This window comes from Streptomyces nymphaeiformis, assembly GCF_014203895.1.
GTDB lineage: Bacteria > Actinomycetota > Actinomycetes > Streptomycetales > Streptomycetaceae > Streptomyces > Streptomyces nymphaeiformis.
In genome coordinates, this window is the sequence record NZ_JACHJY010000001.1 from 1,003,543 (window position 1) to 1,022,407 (window position 18,865).

Sequence of the window (18,865 nt, forward strand, 5' to 3'; positions counted from 1 at the left end):
CAGTGCCAGGGGGATGAGATGAACTTCGACGAGAACGAACCGCAGTCTGTTCGAGAGGAGCGCTTTGCCGCAGAACGGGCCGACCGCAGAGAGGCACGCAAGGCTGCGTCGCTCGACTTGCGGGGAGCCCACCTCGGCGTGGCCATCGTGACCATCGCCCTGGCCCTCCTCGGCTGGAACGGGAAGCTGGTCGCCCTGGGCATCGTCGGCGGAGTCTTTCTGCTCTGGTTCTCCGCAGCCCTCGCATGGGCCTACGCCGACGGAGACCACGGCCGACACGCACTCCAGCGCGCGTACAACGTCACTTTCGGATGGGGCGACGGGTTCTGAGCACCAAGGCCAAAGCAGAGGGGGCGATTTGACGTTCGAGGTGTTGAGGTCCGCTCTGGCCCGGAACGGCTCCATCAGCGGGCCCGCGGCCTTGGCTGCTCTGCTGTCGGGCGCGCGGTGGGAGGTCCCTTCGAATACGGCCTCGGCCCGCTCGTTGTGGGCGATCTGGTGCGACCGGCTGGACATGTTGGTGGAGACGGAAGTATCTGATCCGGGTCTGCTGGAGAGCCTGGCTCAGGCCGTGGACGGGCTCCACGATGCAGGAGACGCACGGGTGTACATGGCCACGGTGATCGACCCGCCACGCCGGTTTCACGTCTACCTCTCAGAGGACCTCGCCCACTGTGTCGGGGCGTGGGAGGGTCGCGTGAACGAGCAGGCTCCCCGAACGGCGACCTGAACCGAGGCGGCCAGGTCTTCCTGTGAGAACTGGCGAACCATGAACCGCTCGTCCCGGTGAATCTGGCGAAGGTGGCGAGCAAGGTGGTTCGTAGCTCGCCACCGTGGAGGCATGGGTGCGGTTTTGAGATCGGTGACCGGGGGCGTCCCTTCTCCGGGCGCTGGGTTCGAGGTGGCATACATCGACCGGGACGGTGGTGAACACCGCGTAGACCTGTGCGACGCGGCGGCGGTTCCGTTCGAGGGCTGTCGCCCGGTGAGGTCGTTCCCGTCGTGGAAGGGCCAGCGCAACTATCCGGGGTTGTGGTGGGCGGCCACGCTCGGCCGGCACGTCGGGTACGAGTCCTGGCTGGAACGGGATCACGCGATGCTGTTGGACTTCGACCAGCAGGTCACGGCGTTCGCGTCGCAGCCGATGTGGCTGTTCTGGACATCCGGCGGGCGCCGCCGCTCTCACGCTCCGGACTGGTTCGCGCGAAAGGCGGACGGCACCGGGCTGATGGTGGACTGTCGGCCTCTGAACCGGATCAGGCCGCGGGACGCGGAGGCGTTCGCCGCGACTGAGCGGGCCTGCCGGGAGATCGGTTGGGAGTTTCGTCTGGCCGGGGCGCCCGATGGCGTCTTGCTGGCAAATGTCCGCTGGCTGGCGGGATACAGGCATCCCCGCCATCTGGTGGGCGCCGTTGCGGACCGGCTGCTAGGTGTCTTCGGTCGAGAGAAGGCCTTGCGCGACGGGGTGGAGCGGGTGGGCGATCCGATCGCGGTCCTGCCAGTGCTGTTCCATCTGCTGTGGTCAGGACGCTTGGCAGCGGATCTATCCGTACTGCTGGGCGAGTACACCATGGTCCGCAGGGTGGAGGCGGCGTGATGGCTGGGCTGTCGTCCCGGCCGGGGGTGCTGCGCGTCGGTGACCGGGTGTTGTTCGAGGAGACCGAGCACACGGTGGTCGGCATTGAGGGCACCGCCGTGCGCTTGCACGGCGACGACGGGCGGGACCAGGTCGTCCTGCTGCCCTACATGCTGGCCTCGGACGGCTTCGCGCTGATCGGCTCTGCCTCGGACCCAGAGGAGTTCGCCGCGGTCGGGGTCCTGGAGGCGTTGCCGCCTGCGGCAGTGGCCGAGGCCCGGTTCTGGGAACGACATGTGACGGAAGTCGAGCACGGATTGCCTTGCGATGCCGCCCCAGATAGCCGTCCCCGCCCGGATTACGATCCAGCCCGCACCTCGCTGGCGGAACGGGAGCGGACCAAGGCCGATGAACTGGCGGTGCTTGGGCGGCCGGTGGGGCGACGGACGCTGCAACGGATGCGGGCCCGCTACCGGGCACAAGGTCTGCTGGGCCTGGTGGACCGTCGGGCGATGCGCCCGTCGTCTCCGACCGGACGAGCCGACCAGCGGGTGATCGATGCGATCGTCCGTGCGATCGGAGAGGAGACCGACGTATCCACGGGCACCCGCTCGCGCCTGATGCGGCGAGTCGGGCAGATCCTGGACGACGAGCATGGGCCCGGAGCGGTCCCGATGCCATCCCGGACGTCCCTTTATCGCCTGGTCGACCAGCTATCCGTAGGGCGACACACCTTCGCCGCGGCCACCACCCGGCGGCAGAACGCCAACCGGCCGACTGGTCCGTTCACCCTGACTATGGCGAGCCGTCCGGGCGAACAGGTACAGATCGACACCACCAAGCTTGATCTGCTGGCCGTCCTCGACGACGGAACAGTTCGCCGGCCGGAGCTGACCATCGCGGTCGACATCGCCACGCGGACGATCTGCGCGGCAGTCCTGCGGCCGGAGAGCACGAAGGCGGTGGACGCCGCCCTGCTGCTGGCGAAGATGCTGGTGCCCGAGCCTATGCGGCCGACCTGGCCCCAGGCCCTTGCCGCGTCGGCGTCCCGGCTTCCACACGCCCGGCTGATGGAGATCGACGCTCGGTTCGAGCACGCTGCTGCGAAACCGGTGATTGTCCCGGAGACCATCGTCACCGATCACGGCACTGTCTACTTGTCGCAGACGTTCACCGCCGCCTGCCAGCGTCTGGGTATCTCCGTCCAGCTCGCCCACCCTGGAACCCCGACCGACAAGGGCGTCGTCGAGCGGACGTTCTCCTCGATCAACACCCTGTTCTGCCAGTACGTTGCCAGCTACACCGGACGGGACGTCAGCCGGCGCGGCGTCGACCCGGCTCGCAAAGCGGCCTTCAGTCTTGCCGAACTCGACGACCTGTTCCAGGAATGGGTCATCGCCGGGTGGCAGATGCGTCCGCACGACGGGCTGGTACACCCCTTCCTGCCCGGCCGGTCCCTGTCACCCAACGACGCATACGCGCTCCAGGTCGCCGCCAGCGGCTATCTGCCGATACCGCTCGGTCCGTCCGACTACATCGAGCTGCTGCCGGTGACCTGGCGAGTGATCAACGAGTACGGCATCCGTATCGCCAACCGCACGTACGACGCGTCTGAGCTGGCTGCCTACCGAAGGCAGTCCTCCGGTGTCGCGGTCCAGCGCGGCAAGTGGGAGGTTCACTACGACCCCCACGACCTCAGCCACATCTTCGTACGCAACCACCGCCAAGGCGGCTGGATCACTGCTGAGTGGACCCTGCTACCTCTCGTCGCCCGCCCGTTCTCCGACGCACTTTGGCGTCAGGCCCGGCGCCAGGTCGTCGAACGCGGCCAGGACGGCGACGACCAGACTGCCATCGCCAGGGCCCTGGACGCGCTGCTGCGACGGGCAGAACGACAGGCGGAGTCCCGCAAGATTCCGCCGCCCAGGGCGGGGACGAGGAACGCGCCTGAGGCGATTCCGCTGCGGACGGCCTCGGAACTCGACACGGACGACAGCGGCGACGACCAGGACGAGACCGCTCCGACGGAGCTGGCCAAGGTCATCCCGTTCGGCGTCTTCGACCCCTTCAGCGAGGAGGACTACCGGTGACCGCCACCGAGACGGCCGACCGCGAGTTCCCCCTGACCACGAAGGAGGGATGGAGTCGCTTCGTCCAGTACGCTCCGGTCAGCACGCCCCCGTTGGACCGTTCTGCACTGCTGGCCCTCAGCGACATCGAGCGCGAGCTCTACGACGAGGCCCGGGCTGAGCACCACACCCAGCTGTTCGTCGCGAAGACCCCGACCATGATGGAAGTGATCCGCACCGGTCGGGAGCTGACCCTCCTCAACCGCCGCCAGGTCTCCGCCCGCCGCGGCCTGATCGTCTCCGGCGAGCCCGGCACAGGCAAGACGACCGCGATCACCCAGCTCGGCAAAGCCCACGAACAGCATGTCCGCCGCCGACTTCCCGCCGACAGCGGGCCCCGGCTGCCCGTCGCCTACGTGACCGTTCCCCCGGCCGCCACCCCGAAGATGCTCGCGGTCGAGTTCGCTCGGTTCCTCGGCATCCCCCTCTTGCAGCGCATGAACCAGACCGAGATCACCAATGCGGTCTGCGAGGTCCTGGCCGAACTGCGCTGCGAACTGGTCCTGGTCGACGAGATCCACAACATCTCGCTCACCACCAGATCCGGCGCCGAGGTATCCGACCAGCTCAAATACCTCTCCGAGCGGATCGCGGCCACGTTCGTCTACACAGGCGTCGACGTGGAGTCCGCCGGACTGTTCGCCGGCACCCGCGGCAAGCAGATCGCCGGACGTTTCGTCAGCATCCACGCCGAAGCCTTCACCATCGCCACCGCCGCCCAGCGTCAGGAATGGCTCGCCCTGCTGGCCACAATGGAACAGTCCCTACGGCTCCACCGGCACACCCCCGGCCTGCTGGCAGCCCACGCGGACTTCCTCTATCAGCGGACCTCAGGCATGATCGGCAGCCTCGCGCACCTGATCAGGGCCGCGGCCCTACGGGCCATGACCTCCGGCACCGAGAAGATCACCAAGCAGCTGCTGGCGGAGATCCCCCTCGACACCGCAGCCGAGACGAGCGCCCCGCTCAGCGCGCGTTCGCGGCGAGCCCGCACCGCACAGCGTCGAGCCGCCGGATGAACCACACCCCACTCGGCTCCGAGGCCTTGGCGCCAGCCCGGAGCCTTCCGATCTCAGTCCGACCCTGGGGACGCGAGTCCTTGCCTTCCTTTGTTGCCCGGCTTGCCGAGGTGAACCGAACGCGTCACACCGCGCTCTGGCGCCATATCGGTCTGCCCTGTGTCAGGACGATGGGCGCCACGCTGTTGACCAAGGAGGCCGTGCTGAACGGGCTGGCCGTCGAACGACTGGCGATCATGTCCAGCCTGTCAGAGGAACGACTGCGGAGGTCCCTTCCCGCGCTGTCCTGGTCCCATCCCTATCCGCCATATCTTCCCGCGAACATTCCCTCGGTCTACATGAGTGCCGCGAAGGCCCCATCCGGCGTGATCTGTCGTGGCTGTACCACCAGGCGCGGGATCACCGCCGATGTCCGCGCCCACCTGGCGCTTCCTGACATTGTGTGTCTCCAGCATCGCGTCTGGCAGTCGCCCGCTCCTTGCGATGTCTCGGCGGCGCCTGAAATCGATCGAGCACAACACACCCTCCGTCGCATCCGGAGGCTTCATGGCAATCGCGGGATGTCCCTCGGTGTTCGTGACGCTCGCTGGATCATCGCGGCTTGGACCAGCAATGTGTGCCGGGAGTCGGAACTCACCGATCGCTGGCATTCACGGAGAGCAGTCCTCGGCTTGGTGCCGTGGCACCGGAGCGACGACCTATCGGCTCGGATCGTTACCCACCCAGAGGTTGCGATCCTGGCAGCCGCCCTGGCACCCAACTACACGGACCCGACCTACTTCACACGCACCGGGTTTCAGCTCCGGAGATTCAGTGCTTACCTCCGCGCCAGTCTGGACCTGAACCCCATCCCGCACTCGATGAACGATCCCATCAGGGCGTTCGTCCGCATCGTCCAAAGCAACCGGGCCCGCTGGCGCGACCCCAAAAGCGTCATGATCACGGAGACGGCGACACCCAGATGCACCTAGTGAAGGTGGCGAACCCCAGCTCAGACGAGGGCCCCTTCGCCATGTATGCGAGGAAAGAACACCAGGCCAGCGTGATTGTCAGTGGGGCGCGGCACGATGAACACATACGGCTACAGCGCCGTCACGCGACGACAGGAGGCTCGTCATGGCCAGCCCATCCGCAGCAGCCACGCCCCGCCGCCGTCCGGCCGCCGGAGAGGCGGGACCCGGATCCGACATCCACCCCGTCCCGCGCCGCTCCGCCGCCCCGCCCGCCGCCCTCGACCTCCTCGCCAAGTCCCGCGCCGGGCTCGCCGAGGCCGCCGTCCTCGACCGCCCCCACGAGCGGTACGCCACCGCCCACCTCGCCGCCCTGCGTGCCGCGGCCGCCGTGCTCGCCGCCCGCGCCAGACCCGACACCCGCCCCCGTCACCGGCAGCGGATAAGGAGCGCCTGGGAGCTCCTCCCCGACCTCGCCCCCGAGCTGACCGAATGGAGCGCCCTCTTCGCGGCCGGCGCCGGCCGCCGGGCCCGCGCCGAGGCCGGCATCGCCGGCGCGGCCACCCGCCGCGAGGCCGACGACCTGCTCAGGGACGCCGCGCACTTCCTGCGCCTGGTCGAGCGGCTGCTCGCCCTGGGGGGTGTGCCGTCAGCCCGGGGCGACGGGGCAGGAGGATGATCCGAAAGCCGGGGGCGAGGCCATAGGGTGGGGGAGCGTCCACACCCGCCACCGAGGAGTCAACAGCCGTGCCGGACCCTTCCCCTGTCTTCGGTCGAGAGGCGTCATCGCGTCCGTCGCGCGCCTCCCTGCGTACCGCCGTCGTCTGGGACGTCCTCAAAGACGCCCTGGACCGCCGGGTCGAGGCCACCGGGAAGGACAGCCTCGACGTCCTCGACACGGGCGGCGGCTCCGGGAAGTTCGCGGTGCCGGTGGCCGGCCTCGGCCACCGGGTGACCGTCGTCGACCCCAGCCCCAACGCGCTCTTCGCGCTGGAGCGCCGGGCCGCCGAGGCCGGTGTCGCCGACCTCGTCACCGGAGTCCAGGGCGACATCCGCGGCCTCTTCGACGTGGTCGGACGCGAGGAGTACGACGCCGTGCTCTGCCACGGCGTCCTGGAGTACGTCGACGACCCCGCCGAGGGCGTGCGGAACGCCGCCGCGGCGCTCCGCCCCGGCGGCAGCCTCAGCCTGCTCGCCGCCGGGGTCGGCGGCGCCGTCCTGGCCCGCGCCCTCGCCGGCCACTTCACCGAGGCCCGGCATGCGCTCGGCGACCCCGAGGGCCGCTGGGGCGCCGGCGACCCCGTGCCCCGGCGCTTCACCGCCGAGCAGCTCACCGAGCTGGCCGGCGAGGCCGGACTCGAGGTCGGCGCCGTGCACGGCGTCCGGGTCTTCGCCGACCTGGTCCCCGGCGTCCTCGTCGACACCGAGCCCGGCGCCGCCGAGGCCCTGCTCAAGCTGGAGGAGGCCGCCGCGGAGCTGCCTTCCTTCCACGCCATCGCCACGCAGCTGCACGTTCTCGGCGCGAAGCGGGGCTGAACAGGACGGCCGCCCGTTCGGCGGTACGGGCCGGGGCGCCCATGGAGTACGCCACAGCCCGCCCGATATGGGGCTCCGCCCCGTATGATCGGGGGACACCATCCGGCATGACGGACAGGGGGCTGGGGAATCAACGCCTCAGCAACCGATCCGCATGGCGGCCCGGATTGGCTATCGGTATGGAGGCGGGTTTCACGGGGGCGATTCCCTGCCTATCCTGAAAGGGCCGCAAACCGGTCGCCCCCGCGACCGACGACTAGGAGGACTCCGTGCCGCTCTCGGAGCACGAGCAGCGAATGCTCGAGCAGATGGAGCGAGCGCTGTACGCCGAAGATCCCAAGTTCGCGACAGCGCTCGAGGGAAGCGGACTGCGTACGTACACCCGGCGACGGGTTTACCAGGCAGTCGCCGGCTTCCTGGTGGGTATCGCGCTCCTCATGGCCGGAATGGTCGCACAGCAGATCTGGATCAGCGTGGTGGGGTTCCTCGTCATGCTGGGCTGCGCGGTCCTGGCGGTCACCGGATGGCGCAAGGCGCCGAAGCCGGGTGAGCAGCGGGCGGCCGGCGGCCGTCAGGCTCGGCAGCGACGCTCCATGATGGACCGGATCGAAGCGCGGTGGCAGCGCCGCCGCGACGAACAGCAGGGCGGCGGCCACTGACGGCCCCCGCGCGATAGCGCCCGCCCCCACAACCACCCGAGCCCCGCAGGGCCCGCGCCTTCCAGCGCCTCCCTGCGGGGCTCGTTCTGTCGTCGCCCGCCGCCGCCCCGTTGTGGGCATGCGTCCCGTCCCGGCGGAACGCATGCCCACAACGGGCAGGGCCCTTCAGCCCGCCTCGCGTGGAGACCGGCGCAGGCGGGACGTCGCCCGGGTCCTCGCGGTCTCCCAGCGGGTCCTCGTGGTGGCCCAGCGGGACGACCAGGTCCAGCGGAGGCGGGTCGCCGAGCGGGGGGCGAGGAGCGCGCGGAGGCGGGTGCGGCGGTCGGCGGCCGCGTGGAAGCCGGACCGGACCAGCGAAGCCGAGGACGCGAGGCCCGCGACCGGCTGCGGCCGAGGTGCGTACAGCACCTCCTCCACCGCCGACGCCACCCGGTGCACCGCCTCCGCCGGCTCGCCCCGCAGCTCACCGAGGTGGACGATCCGCTCCGCGGACTTCCGGGGCGTCAGGGAGTCGGAAGGCTCCACCCCGTAGTCCCAGGCCGTGTCGTTGATCTCCTCCCAGATCGCCAGCGGGTCCGAGCCCGAGCCGAGCCGCCGGGCCCTGATCCGGGTCCGCCAGAACAGGGGGAGGAAGGGGAGGGCCAGGACCAGGACGACCGCCAGGGACAGCAGCGTCACCGTCAGGGGGTCCGGGCCCGAGCCGTCCGTGGACGCCCCCGCCACCGCCTCGTCCGGGCCGCAGTCGCCGAGGCGGCGCTCCTGCGGGGTGCAGCTCGCCGAGGCGCTCGGCGCGGCGGACGGCTGAGCCGAGGCGGTCGCCTGCGGCTGCGCCGGCCCGGTGGCCGAGCCCGAGGGGGTGGTCTCCCGGGTGTACGAGGGCGTGGAGCCCCGCGAGGGCGTCGGCTCGAACCGGGTCCACCCGGCGCCCTCGAAGTACAGCTCGGGCCAGGCGTGCGCGTCCCGGATGCCGACGGAGACCGATCCGTCGGTCTGGGTCGTGCCGGGCATGAAGCCGACGGCCACGCGGGCCGGGATGCCGAGGGCGCGGGCCATCGCCGCCATGGAGAAGGAGAAGTGGACGCAGAAGCCCTCCTTGTCCTTCAGGAAGCGGGAGATCGCCTGCACCCCGGTGCCGGACTCCACGTTCACGTCGTAGCGGAAGCCGCCGTCCTGGGCGAACCAGTCCTGGAGCTTCACCGCCCGCTCGTAGTCGTTCCGCGCGCCCTTGGTGACGGACAGGGCCGTCTCCCGCACGTCGGCGGGCAGCGTCGTGGGCACCTTGGTGTACTCGCGGCGCAGCTTCTCCGGGGCGGCCCCGGCATCGGCCAGCTGCGCGGCCGTCGGCTGCACGTCGAGGCTGGCGACCTGGTAGCGGGCGCCGCTGGTGGTCTGCTTGTCGTCGCCGACGAGCATCCGGCCGGCCGGCTCGTACCGCCAGCGGCCGTCGATGTCGACCCGGCCGGCCGGGTACGGCATGGGCAGCCACTTCTGCTCGTACGCGTCGGAGGCGACGAAGTTGCTGGTCACCTCGGTGATCTTGACGCTCTGGGAGAGGCCGTCCGGCCAGGGCAGCTGCTTGGGCACGTCCTCGATCGGGCGGACGGAGGACTTCCACGAGGTGCCGTCGAACTGGTCGAGCGCGACGAGCCGCAGGTACATGCCGCTGGTGTCGCGGGCGTTGGTCCGGTAGCGCAGGACCTCCCGGTCCTCCGGCTGGCGGAGGTTGTTCTGCAGGGAGACCAGCGGGTTCACGGCGGAGATCGTGCCGCCCTTGCCCGCGCCGGCACCGCCCTCGCCGTCGCCGCCGCCGAAGAGGCCGCCGGAGAAGCCCGGCAGGGCGAACGGCACGACCAGCGCGATGCCCATGGCGACGGCGCCGATCCGGCGGCCGGTGCGGGCCGGGGCGAAGGCGGGTCCGCCGCCGGCGGCGACGGCGGAGCCGGGCCGGCCCGAGCGCTGGGCGCCGCCGAAGACGCGCCCCCACTGGGAGAGCCGGTCACGGCCCTCGGCGAGGAGGAGCAGCAGATAGCCGGAGGCCGCGAGGAGGAACCAGAGCCAGCCCGCGCCGCCGCCGGAGAGGCCGGCGGCCACGGAGTACAGGGCGAGCAGCGGCAGCCCGGCCGGGGCCGCCTTGCGGAAGGTGACCGCGAGGGTGTCCACCAGGAGCCCGATCGCGACGACCCCGCCCACCAGCATGAGCCGGATGCCCTCGGTGTCGGGCGCGGGGATCGCGTACCGGCCGACGTCCTCGGCACCCGTCTGGAACAGCTCGACGGCGCGCGTGAGGGCCTGGGGGCCGGGGACCAGCCACAGGAAGGCCTGCTCGCGGGTGAAGATCAGGGTCAGCGCGAGGAGCACGGTGACGATCTGGGCGAGCAGGGTCAGCGGCCGGGCCAGCGGCACCCGGCGGGCCAGCATGCCCACCCCGCTGACCAGGGCGAGGACGAAGGCCGCCGTGAAGATCCAGGTCGCCGGCTTCACCAGGGGGAGCAGCGCCCCGGCCGCCATCAGGGTGGCGCCCCAGGAAGCGAGCGTCAGCCGTGTGCGGCCGCTCATGACCATCCTCCGTAGGTGTCGGCGGCGGTGGTCTCCGGAAGGAGCCCGGCCGCCTGCTGCCACAGGTCGGCGAGGGAGGCGCCGGGCGGTACGGCGAGCGCCGTCCAGCCCGCCTCGCGCAGCTGCCGCACCCGGTCGTCGACCGCACCGGCGACCGCGCCGCCGGTGAGCCAGGTGCCGGAGTCCAGGACGAAGGCGACGGCCGCGCCGGACCGCCCGCGCATCTTGGCGGTGAGGGCGGCCTGCTCCTCGTCGAGGTCGCCGAGGAAGGCGATGAGCAGCCCGTCGCCGCCGCCGCGCAGCACGTCGGAGGCGCGGGAGAACCCGGCCCCCTCGGAGTGGTCGACGACCGCGAGGGTGTCCATCATCAGTCCGGCCGCCTCGGCCGAGTCCTGTGCCGAGCCGGCGAAGCCCTCGGCCCCCTCGCCGGGGATCGCGCTGCCGGTGTCGGTGAGCAGCCGGACCGCGTAGCCGCGCTCCAGCATGTGGACGAGCACGGACGCGGTGCCGGAGACGGCCCATTCGAAGGCCGAGTCGGGGCCCCCGCCCTGGAAGGCGATCCGGCGGGTGTCGAGGAGGACCGTGCAGCGGGCCCGCTGGGGCAGCTCCTCGCGGCGGACCATCAGCTCGCCGTAGCGGGCGGTGGAGCGCCAGTGGACCCGGCGCAGGTCGTCGCCGTGGCGGTAGGTGCGCGGGATGACGTCGTCGTCGCCGGCGAGCGCGAGGGAGCGCGACTGCCCGTCCCCGTACCCCGAGGCCTCGCCGAAGAGCTTCACCGGCGGGAGGGCCTCGGTCCTGGGCACGACGGTGAGGGTGTCGTACGCGCTGAAGGAGCGGGTCAGCTCGCACATCCCGAAGGGGTCGTTGAGCCGCAGCTGGAGCGGGCCCAGCGGGAAGCGGCCGCGCAGGTCGGAGCGGACCCGGTAGGACACCTCGCGCCGCCCGCCGGCCTCGACCCGGTCGAGGACGAAGCGGGGGCGGGGCCCCAGCATGTACGGCACGTGGTCCTGGAGCATCAGGAGGCCGGTGGGCAGCTTGGAGACGTTCTCCATCCGCAGCTGGACCCGCGCCTCGGTGCTGGTCTCCACCCGCTGGGGAGTGAGCCGGCGGGAGGCGGCGACCCGGTAGCGGGTCCGGTGCAGCACGAGGACGCAGATCAGCGGGAGGGCGGCGAGCAGCAGTCCGACGCGCAGCAGATCGGCCTGGCCGAGGACGTACGCGCAGACGGCGGCGGCCACTCCGGCGGCGAGGAAGGAACGGCCGCGGGTGGTGAGACCGCCGAGGGCGGCCCGCAGACCGCCCCGGTCGTCCTCGTCGCCCCGCGGTCCGTCCGACACGGAGGCGCCACTCATCACAGCCGCCGGGCGCCGGGCTGCTGCTGGCCGTAGAGGGGTCCGGCGGGCGGGGTCGCCGCCGGGACGGGGGTGCGCTGCAGGATCTCCTGGACGACCTGCTCGGCGGTGCGGCGGTTCAGCTGGGCCTGAGCCGTCGGCAGCAGCCGGTGGGCGAGGACGGGCGCGGCGAGGGCCTGGAGGTCGTCGGGCAGGACGTACTCGCGGCCGCTGAGCGCCGCGGAGGCCTTGGCGGCCCGCAGCAGGTGGAGCGTGGCCCGGGGGGAGGCGCCGAGCCGCAGGTCGGGGTGGGTGCGGGTGGCGGCGACGATGTCGACCGCGTACCGCCGTACGGCGTCGGCGACGTGGACCCCGCGCACCGCCTCGATCAGCTTGAGGACGTCGTGGGCGTGGGCGACCGGCTGGAGGTCGTCCAGCGGGGAGACCGAGCCGTGCACGTCGAGCATCTGGAGCTCGGCCTCGGCGCTCGGGTACCCCATGGAGACGCGGGCCATGAAGCGGTCGCGCTGGGCCTCGGGCAGCGGATAGGTGCCCTCCATCTCGACCGGGTTCTGGGTGGCGACGACCATGAACGGGCTGGGCAGCTCGTACGTCTGGCCGTCGACCGTGACCTGGCGCTCCTCCATGGACTCCAGGAGTGCGGACTGGGTCTTCGGCGAGGCGCGGTTGATCTCGTCGCCGATCACGATCTGCGCGAAGATCGCGCCCGGCTTGAACTCGAAGTCCCGCCGCTGCTGGTCGAAGATCGACACGCCGGTGACGTCCGAGGGCAGCAGGTCGGGGGTGAACTGGATGCGGCGCACCGAGCAGTCGATGGACCGGGCCAGTGTCTTGGCCAGCATGGTCTTGCCCACGCCGGGGACATCCTCGATGAGGAGGTGTCCCTCGGCGAGCAGCACGGTCAGCGAAAGCCGTACGACCTCGGGCTTGCCCTCGATCACACTCTCCACCGATCGGCGGACTCGCTCCACAGTGGTGGTCAGATCAGCGAGGCTCGCTCGATCGTCATAGGTCGTCACCCCGGCCCTCCTCGGCCTTTCGGAACTGTCGTCCGAGCATTCTTGTTGTCGTGGCCGGGCCCTGTCACTTGCATGCGGACAAGTGCGGGGGAAATGCCGGGGTTTGACGGTTTACGCCGGGTCGATCTCGCGCAGCAGACCGGTCGTCACGTCGAAGACGAAGCCGCGGACGTCGTCGGAGTGCAGCAGGAAGGGGGAGGTCCGCACCCGCTGCATCGACTGCCGGACGTCCTGGTCGACGTCGCGGAAGGCCTCGACCGCCCAGGCCGGGCGCTGGCCGACCTCGTCCTCCAGCTCGTGCCGGAAGTCCTCGGTGAGCGATTCGAGACCGCAGTTCGTGTGGTGCACCAGCATCACGCTGCGGGTGCCGAGCGCCCGCTGGCTGATGGTGAGCGAGCGGATCACGTCGTCGGTGACCACGCCGCCCGCGTTGCGGATGGTGTGGCAGTCGCCGAGTTCGAGGCCGAGGGCCGCGTGCAGGTCGAGACGGGCGTCCATGCAGGCGACGACGGCGACGCGCAGCACGGGACGCGCGTCCATTCCCGGGTCGCTGAAGTCGGCGGCGTAGTGGGCGTTGGCCTCGACGAGACGGTCGGTGACCGTCGAGCCGGTGCGTATGGCGTCGGCAGAGGGGTGCGCGGAGGTCGACATGGTTCCGACGGTAATGGTCACGCGCCTTTCCGGCCCGCTGTGAGAGCGGACAAAGAACATCAATGAGTCTTGTTGTGAGCTAACCCACAGATGGGGGCTCTCCGGGTCGCGCGGCACGCCAGTCGGTTGATTGACCGGCGCGTCCCGTGGACTAAAGTGACGCGGAGTTCACGGAGACAACGAGCGATTTCCCGCGGTTTCTCCCCCCGTGTGTGCGGCGGTACCTCCGGCTCGGCCTCCGCCCGCGGTACGTGCCTCCGCGCCGGACCTGAGAGGGCGCATTGAGCAACGACCGACACGTCCCGGTGATGCTCCAGCGGTGCCTGGACATGTTGGCCCCCGCCTTGCAGCGCCCCGGCGCGGTCGTCGTCGACTGCACCCTGGGCCTCGGCGGCCACAGCGAGGCCCTGCTCGAACGGTTCCCCGAGGCGCGGCTCGTCGCCCTCGACCGCGACAAGGAGGCCCTGCGGCTCTCCGGCGAGCGGCTCGCCCCGTACGGGGACCGGGCCACCCTCGTCCACGCCGTGTACGACGAGCTGCCCGAGGTCCTCGACCGGCTCGGCATCCCCAAGGTGGACGGCGTCCTCTTCGACCTGGGCGTCTCCTCCATGCAGCTGGACGAGGCCGACCGCGGCTTCGCCTACGCGCAGGACGCCCCGCTCGACATGCGCATGGACCAGACGACCGGCATCAGCGCGGCCGAGGTCCTCAACACCTACCCGGCGGGCGAGCTGGTCCGCATCCTGCGCGCGTACGGCGAGGAGAAGCAGGCCAAGCGGATCGTCTCCGCGATCGTGCGCGAGCGCGAGAAGGAGCCCTTCACCAACAGCGCCCGGCTCGTCGAGCTCATCCGCGACGCGCTGCCCCAGGCCGCCAAGCGCACCGGCGGCAACCCGGCCAAGCGGACCTTCCAGGCCCTGCGCATCGAGGTCAACCACGAGCTCGACAGCGTCGAGAAGGCCATCCCGGCGGCCGTGAAGGCCCTCGCCGTCGGCGGACGGGTCGTCGTCCTCTCGTACCAGTCCCTGGAGGACCGGATCGTCAAGGGCGTCTTCGCGGCCGGCGCGGCCACCACCGCCCCGCCCGGACTTCCGGTCGTCCCCGAGAAGTACCAGCCCCGGCTCAAGCTGCTCACCCGGGGCGCCGAGCTGCCCACCGAGGAGGAGGTCGCCGAGAACCGGCGCGCCGCCCCCGCCCGGCTCCGGGGCGTCGAGCGCATCAGGGAAGACGTCCTGTGAGCACGGCGAAGGGGCCCCTCAAAGGGCGGGCCGCGCGGCTCGGACGGCTCATGCCGTCGGGGCCCAGCTCGGCCGCCCGCACCCCCTTCGTCCTGCTCGTCGTCGTCCTGCTCGGCGGCGGGCTGATCTCCCTGCTGCTGCTGAACTCGGCCCTCAACGAGGGCTCCTTCAAGCTGAACGAGCTCAAGGACAGGACGACCGAGCTCACCGACGAGGAGCAGGCCCTCCAGCGGGACGTCGACGACTACGCGGCCCCCGACGCCCTCGAGCGGCGGGCCCGCGAACTCGGCATGGTCCCCGGCGGCAGCCCCGCCTTCCTCGGCCCGGACGGCAAGGTCCTCGGCGAACCCTCGGTCGCGGTCGCCCCCAAGCCGACCCCGAAGCCCAGGCCGAAGCCGGCGGGCACCCCGAAGCCGCCCGCCACCACGAACACGCCCACGGCGCCGCGTGCGCCCGCGAACCCGACCGCCGACCCCGCCACTACTTCCGGTAGGTGACCGAGCCGTGCCCTCCAAGGAGCCCCCGCGTCGCCGTGTCCCCGGGCCCGCGCGGCCCGCACGTCCCCGGACCGCCTCCGCCGGGGTCCGCGCGTCCGGAGCGCGCCCGGCCCGGCCCGCCCCGCGCCCGGCAGCGAAGCGGCCGCCGGCCCGGCAGCCCCGCACCATCCGGCTCGGCAGCCCCCGGCCCCGGCTGCGGCTGATCTCCCTCGGCCTGACGCTGGTCATGCTGGTCTTCGTGGTCCGGCTGCTCCAGGTGCAGGCCGTCGACGCCAGTGCGTACGCCGCGAAGGCCGACAAGTACCGCTTCCAGGAGTACACGCTCTCCGCCGAGCGCGGCGAGATCACCGACCGCAACGGCATCGCGCTCGCCGACAGCGTCGACGCGTACGACATCACCGCCGACCCCAAGCTCTTCACCCGCGAGGAGTCGAAGACCGCCGACGCCCCCGAGCAGGCGGCCGCGCTCCTCGCCCCGATCCTCGGCAAGGAGCCCGCCGAGCTCGCGAAGAAGCTCCGCACCCCCAAGTCCCGCTACACCCTGCTCGCCCGCAAGCAGACCCCGCAGGTCTGGAACCAGATCAAGGACCTCAAGCGGGTCTACGGGCAGAAGGCGCAGGCCGTCGGCGGCAACGGGATCAACCTCCTCGGCGGCATCCTCAGCGAGCCCAGCACCAAGCGCGTGTACCCGAACGGCGAGCTCGCCGCCGGGATACTGGGCTACGTCAACGCCGAGGGCCGCGGTGCCGGCGGCCTGGAGTCCATGCTCGACCAGGAGCTCGCCGGCAAGGACGGCAAGATCCGCTTCACCCAGTCCGGCGGCCGCCAGGTGCCCACCGCGGGCTCCCAGGGCACCCCCGCCGTCCCCGGATCCGACATCGAGCTGACCATCGACCGGGACATCCAGTGGGCCGCCCAGCAGGCCATCACCGAGCAGGTGAAGAAGTCCAAGGCCGACCGCGGCTACGTCGTCGTGCAGGACACCAGGACCGGCGAGGTCCTCGCCATGGCCAACGCCCCCGGCTTCGACCCCAACGACCTCTCCGCCGCCAACGCCGCCGCCATGGGCAACGCCGCCCTCCAGGACGCCTACGAGCCCGGCTCCACCAGCAAGGTCATGTCCATGGCCGCCGTCCTGGAGGAGGGCAAGGCGGCCCCCGACACCCACGTCACCGTCCCCAACCGGCTCCACCGCGGCGACCGGCTCTTCAAGGACGACGTCGACCACAAGACCTGGTACCTGACCCTCAACGGCGTCCTCGCCAAGTCCAGCAACATCGGCACCATCCTCGCCACCGGCCAGCTCGGCAAGACCCAGGCCGAGTCCAACCGGGTCCTCTACTCCTACCTGCGCAAGTTCGGCATCGGCAGCCCCACCGGCCTGCACTACCCGGGCGAGACCCCCGGCATCCTCGCCAAGCCGCAGGACTGGTCCACCTCGCAGCAGTACACGATCCCCTTCGGCCAGGGCCTCTCCGTCAGCGCCATGCAGGCCGCCTCCGTGTACTCGACCATCGCCAACGGAGGCGTACGGATCGAGCCGACCCTCGTGCGCGGCACCAAGGGCCCCGACGGACGCTTCACCGCGGCCCCCGCGCCCAAGGAGTCCCGGGTGATCAGCGAGAAGACCTCCAAGACCCTCGCGCGGATGCTGGAGTCCGTCGTCAAGGACCGGGAGGGCACCGGCACCAAGGCCGCCATCCCCGGCTACCGCGTCGCCGGCAAGACCGGCACCGCCAACCGCGTCGACCCCGAGCTCGGCTACTACAAGGGCTACACCGCCTCCTTCGCCGGCTTCGCCCCCGCCGACGACCCGCAGATCACCGTCTACTGCGCGATCCAGAACCCCACCAAGGGCAGCTACTTCGGCGGCCAGATCTGCGGCCCCATCTACAAGAAGGTCATGGAGTTCGCGCTCAAGACCCTCCACGTCGCCCCCACGGGCAGCGCCCCCGCCCGACTGCCGGTCGACTTCGAACCCACCCCGTGACACTCCGGGAGCACCAGTGACAACGATCACCCCTCATTCCGGGAACCGGAAATCGAACTCCGGCGAGGCCCCGGGCTCTTTTGGCCCCGCACAGGGTGCGCCCGGTACGCTCACCGCCGTGCCACACGCTGATCAGTACCGAAACACCCCACCCCGGCCGGAGCAGGCCCGCCCGACACCCCTGGGCGACCTGGCCGCGCAGCTCGGGGTCGACGCCCCCCAAGCCGCCGAGATCTCGGGCATCACGCACGACTCGCGGGCCGTGCGCCCCGGGGACGTGTACGCGGCCCTGCCCGGCGCCCGCACCCACGGCGCGGACTTCGTCGCCCAGGCCGCCGGACTCGGTGCCGCCGCGATCCTCACCGACCCGGCCGGCGCCGAGCGCGCCGCCGCGACCGGCCTGCCGGTCCTCGTCGTGGAGAACCCGCGCGGCCGGATGGGCGAACTCGCCGCCGCGATCTACGGGCGTCCGGGCGAGGACCTCCTCCAGATCGGCATCACCGGCACCTCCGGCAAGACCACCACGGCCTACCTCGTGGAAGGCGGGCTGCGCGGCTCCGGGCGGAAGACCGGGCTCGTCGGCACCGTCGAGATGCGGATCGGCGACGAGCGCATCAAGTCCGAGCGCACCACCCCCGAGGCCACCGACCTCCAGGCCCTCTTCGCCGTCATGCGCGAGCGGGGCGTCGAGGCCGTCGCCATGGAGGTCTCCAGCCACGCCCTCGTGCTCGGCCGGGTCGACGGCTGCGTCTTCGACGTCGCCGTCTTCAACAACCTCAGCCCGGAGCACATGGAGTTCCACTCCGACATGGAGGACTACTTCCAGGCCAAGGCCGGGCTCTTCACGCCCGGGCGCAGCCGCCTGGGCGTGGTCAACCTCGACGACGCGTACGGCCGCAGGCTCGTCGCGGAGGCGGGCGTCCCGGTCGTCACCTTCTCCGCCGAGGGTCGCACCGAGGCCGACTGGCGCGCCGAGGACCTCGTCCTCGGCTCCCACGACTCGACGTTCACCGCCGTCGGCCCCGACGGAGAGCGGATTCCGGCCACCGCCCCGCTGCCCGGCCCGTTCAACGTCGCCAACACCCTCGCCGCGATCGCCACCCTCGCCGCCGCGGGCCTCGACCCGAAGGCCGCCGCCGAGGGCGTCGCCGCCGTGCCCGGAGTCCCGGGCCGCCTGGAGCGGGTCGACGCCGGCCAGCCGTACCTCGCGGTCGTCGACTACGCGCACAAGACGGACGCCGTCGAATCGGTCCTGCGCTCCCTGCGCGAGGTCACCGAGGGCCGGCTGCACGTGGTCATCGGCTGCGGCGGCGACCGGGACACCACCAAGCGCGGCCCGATGGGCGCCGCGGCCGCCCGGCTCGCCGACACCGCCGTCCTGACCTCCGACAACCCCCGCTCCGAGGACCCCCTGGTGATCCTCAGCGCCATGCTCGCGGGCGCCGCCGAGGTACCGGCGGAGGAGCGCGGCGACGTCCTGGTCGAACCCGACCGGGCCGCCGCCATCGCCGCGGCCGTCTCCCGCGCGCGGCCCGGCGACACCGTCCTGGTCGCCGGCAAGGGCCACGAGCAGGGCCAGGAGATCGCCGGGGTCGTACGCCCCTTCGACGACCGTCAGGTCCTGCGCGAGGCGATTCTCAGCCAGCAGAAGCAGCAGGACGCACACCGTCACGAGAACAGTCAGGGATGAAGC

The 18,865-nt window shown here is 71.6% G+C and carries 16 protein-coding genes; 12 read left to right on the plus strand and 4 right to left on the minus strand.

The features are described 5' to 3' along the window. The first annotated feature begins 18 nt into the window (after positions 1-18). The 8 genes from GGE06_RS04495 to GGE06_RS04530 all read left to right on the plus strand — a co-directional run bounded on the left by GGE06_RS04495 (position 19) and on the right by GGE06_RS04530 (position 7,869). Positions 19-330 carry a hypothetical protein gene (locus tag GGE06_RS04495; RefSeq protein WP_147321106.1) on the plus strand — a complete coding sequence of 104 codons (312 nt, stop codon included), beginning with the start codon at positions 19-21 and terminating at the stop codon, positions 328-330. Positions 331-901: 571 nt separating this feature from the next. Beyond that, positions 902-1,597, plus strand: coding sequence for a TnsA-like heteromeric transposase endonuclease subunit (locus tag GGE06_RS04500; RefSeq protein WP_312883026.1), 696 nt, complete (start codon positions 902-904; stop codon positions 1,595-1,597). Then, a complete protein-coding gene (locus tag GGE06_RS04505; protein ID WP_184930058.1) occupies positions 1,597-3,666 on the plus strand; it encodes a TnsB C-terminal domain-containing protein in 2,070 nt (689 codons plus the stop codon). Before GGE06_RS04500 ends, GGE06_RS04505 begins: the two co-directional genes overlap by 1 nt. Then, positions 3,663-4,724 (plus strand): TniB family NTP-binding protein, encoded by a 1,062-nt coding sequence (locus GGE06_RS04510; protein ID WP_128976815.1) that lies wholly within the window; start codon positions 3,663-3,665, stop codon positions 4,722-4,724. The genes GGE06_RS04505 and GGE06_RS04510 overlap by 4 nt, the downstream gene beginning before the upstream one ends. A 170-nt stretch (positions 4,725-4,894) precedes the next feature. Beyond that, the gene (locus GGE06_RS04515) at positions 4,895-5,695 is read left to right on the plus strand and encodes a hypothetical protein (protein ID WP_184930059.1); all 801 of its coding nucleotides are present in this window, start codon (positions 4,895-4,897) and stop codon (positions 5,693-5,695) included. A 145-nt stretch (positions 5,696-5,840) separates the two neighbouring features. Next, complete coding sequence (locus tag GGE06_RS04520; protein ID WP_116161462.1) at positions 5,841-6,353, plus strand: SAV_6107 family HEPN domain-containing protein; 513 nt, start codon at positions 5,841-5,843, stop codon at positions 6,351-6,353. A 68-nt stretch (positions 6,354-6,421) separates the two neighbouring features. Continuing rightward, complete coding sequence (locus GGE06_RS04525; protein ID WP_116161463.1) at positions 6,422-7,210, plus strand: class I SAM-dependent methyltransferase; 789 nt, start codon at positions 6,422-6,424, stop codon at positions 7,208-7,210. Positions 7,211-7,479: 269 nt separating this feature from the next. Beyond that, entirely contained in the window at positions 7,480-7,869 is a 390-nt protein-coding gene (locus GGE06_RS04530) for an SCO2097 family morphological protein (RefSeq protein WP_116161464.1), read from the plus strand. Between the two features lie 165 nt (positions 7,870-8,034). On the opposite strand, the gene GGE06_RS04535 is transcribed toward GGE06_RS04530, so the two are convergent. From GGE06_RS04535 to GGE06_RS04550, 4 genes are all read right to left on the minus strand, one after another. Next, positions 8,035-10,425: a transglutaminase TgpA family protein gene (locus GGE06_RS04535; protein WP_184930060.1), complete on the minus strand. Its 2,391-nt coding sequence runs from the start codon at positions 10,423-10,425 to the stop codon at positions 8,035-8,037. Continuing rightward, on the minus strand, positions 10,422-11,777 hold the full coding sequence (locus tag GGE06_RS04540; RefSeq protein WP_184930061.1) for a DUF58 domain-containing protein: 1,356 nt from the start codon (positions 11,775-11,777) through the stop codon (positions 10,422-10,424). Before GGE06_RS04540 ends, GGE06_RS04535 begins: the two co-directional genes overlap by 4 nt. After that, complete coding sequence (locus tag GGE06_RS04545; protein WP_116161467.1) at positions 11,777-12,796, minus strand: AAA family ATPase; 1,020 nt, start codon at positions 12,794-12,796, stop codon at positions 11,777-11,779. Before GGE06_RS04545 ends, GGE06_RS04540 begins: the two co-directional genes overlap by 1 nt. 111 nt (positions 12,797-12,907) lie before the next feature. After that, positions 12,908-13,447, minus strand: coding sequence for a beta-class carbonic anhydrase (locus GGE06_RS04550; RefSeq protein ID WP_181924661.1), 540 nt, complete (start codon positions 13,445-13,447; stop codon positions 12,908-12,910). 281 nt (positions 13,448-13,728) lie between these two features. Here GGE06_RS04550 and rsmH point away from each other — a divergent pair, with 281 nt between their 5' ends. The 4 genes from rsmH to GGE06_RS04570 are packed head-to-tail and all read left to right on the plus strand — an operon-like array spanning position 13,729 to position 18,862. Further along, on the plus strand, positions 13,729-14,685 hold the full coding sequence (gene rsmH / locus GGE06_RS04555; protein WP_116161469.1) for a 16S rRNA (cytosine(1402)-N(4))-methyltransferase RsmH: 957 nt from the start codon (positions 13,729-13,731) through the stop codon (positions 14,683-14,685). Continuing rightward, positions 14,682-15,182 (plus strand): cell division protein FtsL, encoded by a 501-nt coding sequence (ftsL, locus tag GGE06_RS04560; protein WP_116161470.1) that lies wholly within the window; start codon positions 14,682-14,684, stop codon positions 15,180-15,182. Before rsmH ends, ftsL begins: the two co-directional genes overlap by 4 nt. Before the next feature lie 7 nt (positions 15,183-15,189). Further along, a complete protein-coding gene (locus GGE06_RS04565; RefSeq protein ID WP_116161471.1) occupies positions 15,190-17,172 on the plus strand; it encodes a peptidoglycan D,D-transpeptidase FtsI family protein in 1,983 nt (660 codons plus the stop codon). 16 nt (positions 17,173-17,188) lie between these two features. Further along, on the plus strand, positions 17,189-18,862 hold the full coding sequence (locus GGE06_RS04570) for a UDP-N-acetylmuramoyl-L-alanyl-D-glutamate--2,6-diaminopimelate ligase (RefSeq protein ID WP_116161472.1): 1,674 nt from the start codon (positions 17,189-17,191) through the stop codon (positions 18,860-18,862). The last annotated feature ends 3 nt before the right edge of the window (positions 18,863-18,865 follow it).

What these genes read in the sequence shown, in the direction of transcription:
- GGE06_RS04540 (WP_184930061.1), bottom strand. Translation starts at nt 11,777, where the DNA reads ATGAGTGGCGCCTCCGTGTCGGACGGACCGCGGGGCGACGAGGACGAC.
- GGE06_RS04515 (WP_184930059.1), top strand. Translation starts at nt 4,895, where the DNA reads ATGGGCGCCACGCTGTTGACCAAGGAGGCCGTGCTGAACGGGCTGGCC.
- GGE06_RS04520 (WP_116161462.1), top strand. Translation starts at nt 5,841, where the DNA reads ATGGCCAGCCCATCCGCAGCAGCCACGCCCCGCCGCCGTCCGGCCGCC.
- GGE06_RS04535 (WP_184930060.1), bottom strand. Translation starts at nt 10,425, where the DNA reads ATGAGCGGCCGCACACGGCTGACGCTCGCTTCCTGGGGCGCCACCCTG.
- GGE06_RS04505 (WP_184930058.1), top strand. Translation starts at nt 1,597, where the DNA reads ATGGCTGGGCTGTCGTCCCGGCCGGGGGTGCTGCGCGTCGGTGACCGG.
- GGE06_RS04495 (WP_147321106.1), top strand. Translation starts at nt 19, where the DNA reads ATGAACTTCGACGAGAACGAACCGCAGTCTGTTCGAGAGGAGCGCTTT.
- GGE06_RS04550 (WP_181924661.1), bottom strand. Translation starts at nt 13,447, where the DNA reads ATGTCGACCTCCGCGCACCCCTCTGCCGACGCCATACGCACCGGCTCG.